This window comes from Dietzia cercidiphylli, assembly GCF_014145145.1.
GTDB classification, from domain to species: domain Bacteria; phylum Actinomycetota; class Actinomycetes; order Mycobacteriales; family Mycobacteriaceae; genus Dietzia; species Dietzia natronolimnaea.
The window spans coordinates 1-1,014 of the sequence record NZ_JAALEA010000476.1; the positions used below are offsets into that span (position 1 = coordinate 1).

Here is a 1,014-nt window from a genome sequence, read left to right on the forward strand (position 1 = left end):
GCGACCCCGACGCAAAGCGCGTCCCGGCGGCGTCCGGCTCGGGCGGCGACTCCTCCAGCGGCGGGTCCGGCTCGGACGAGCACTGGGCCCGCGGGCTGCAGCGCGCGGTGATGACCGGCGTGTCCTACATGATCCCGTTCGTCGCCGCCGGCGGCCTGTTGCTGGCGCTGGGGTTCCTGTTCGCCGGGTACGACGTGGCGTTTGTCTGGCAGGAGGTGGCCACCGGGTTCACGTTGACCGACCTGCCCGGCCAGGTCTGGTACCTCGACGGCGAGATCGTCTCCGCCGGGACCGCCGGAGCCGAGATGCTCACCCACGTGGGCCTGCGGTTGTACATCGGCGCCGTGTTGTTCGCGATCGGCCAGGCCGCGATGGGATTCATGATCGCGGTCCTGTCCGGGTACATCGCCTACGGCCTCGCCGACCGCCCGGGCATCGCGCCGGGCTTCGTGGGCGGCGCCCTCTCGGCCACCCTCGGCGCCGGGTTCATCGGCGCGCTCGTCACCGGCATCCTCGCCGGCTACCTGGTGCGGTGGATGACCACCTGGAAGACCCCGCGCTGGCTGTCCGGCCTCATGCCGGTGGTGCTGATCCCGCTGCTCGGATCGCTCGCGATCGGCCTGCTGATGTTCCTGCTGCTCGGCCGCCCGCTGGCCTCGCTGACCTCCGCCATGGAGTCGTGGCTGGGCGGGATGAGCGGGTCCTCGGTGATCCTGCTGGGCATCATCCTGGGGCTCATGATGTGCTTCGACCTCGGCGGACCGGTCAACAAGGCCGCGTACACCTTCGCCACCGCCGGCCTGGTCGCCGACAACCCGGCCTCACTCCGCATCATGGCGGCCGTGATGGCCGCCGGTATGGTGCCGCCGCTGGCCATGGGATTGGCGACGGTCGTCCGCAAGCGCCTGTTCACCGAGGTCGAGCAGGAGAACGGCCGGGCCGCGTTCCTGTTGGGTGCCAGCTTCATCACCGAGGGCGCGATCCCGTTCGCCGCGGCCGACCCCGTCCGCGTGA

General features: G+C 71.3%; 1 protein-coding gene. It reads left to right on the plus strand.

Annotated elements, in window-relative coordinates; translation table 11 throughout:
* A partial coding sequence (locus G6028_RS15840; RefSeq protein WP_182659446.1) for a PTS fructose transporter subunit IIC occupies window positions 1–1,014 on the plus strand: 1,014 nt, incomplete at both ends.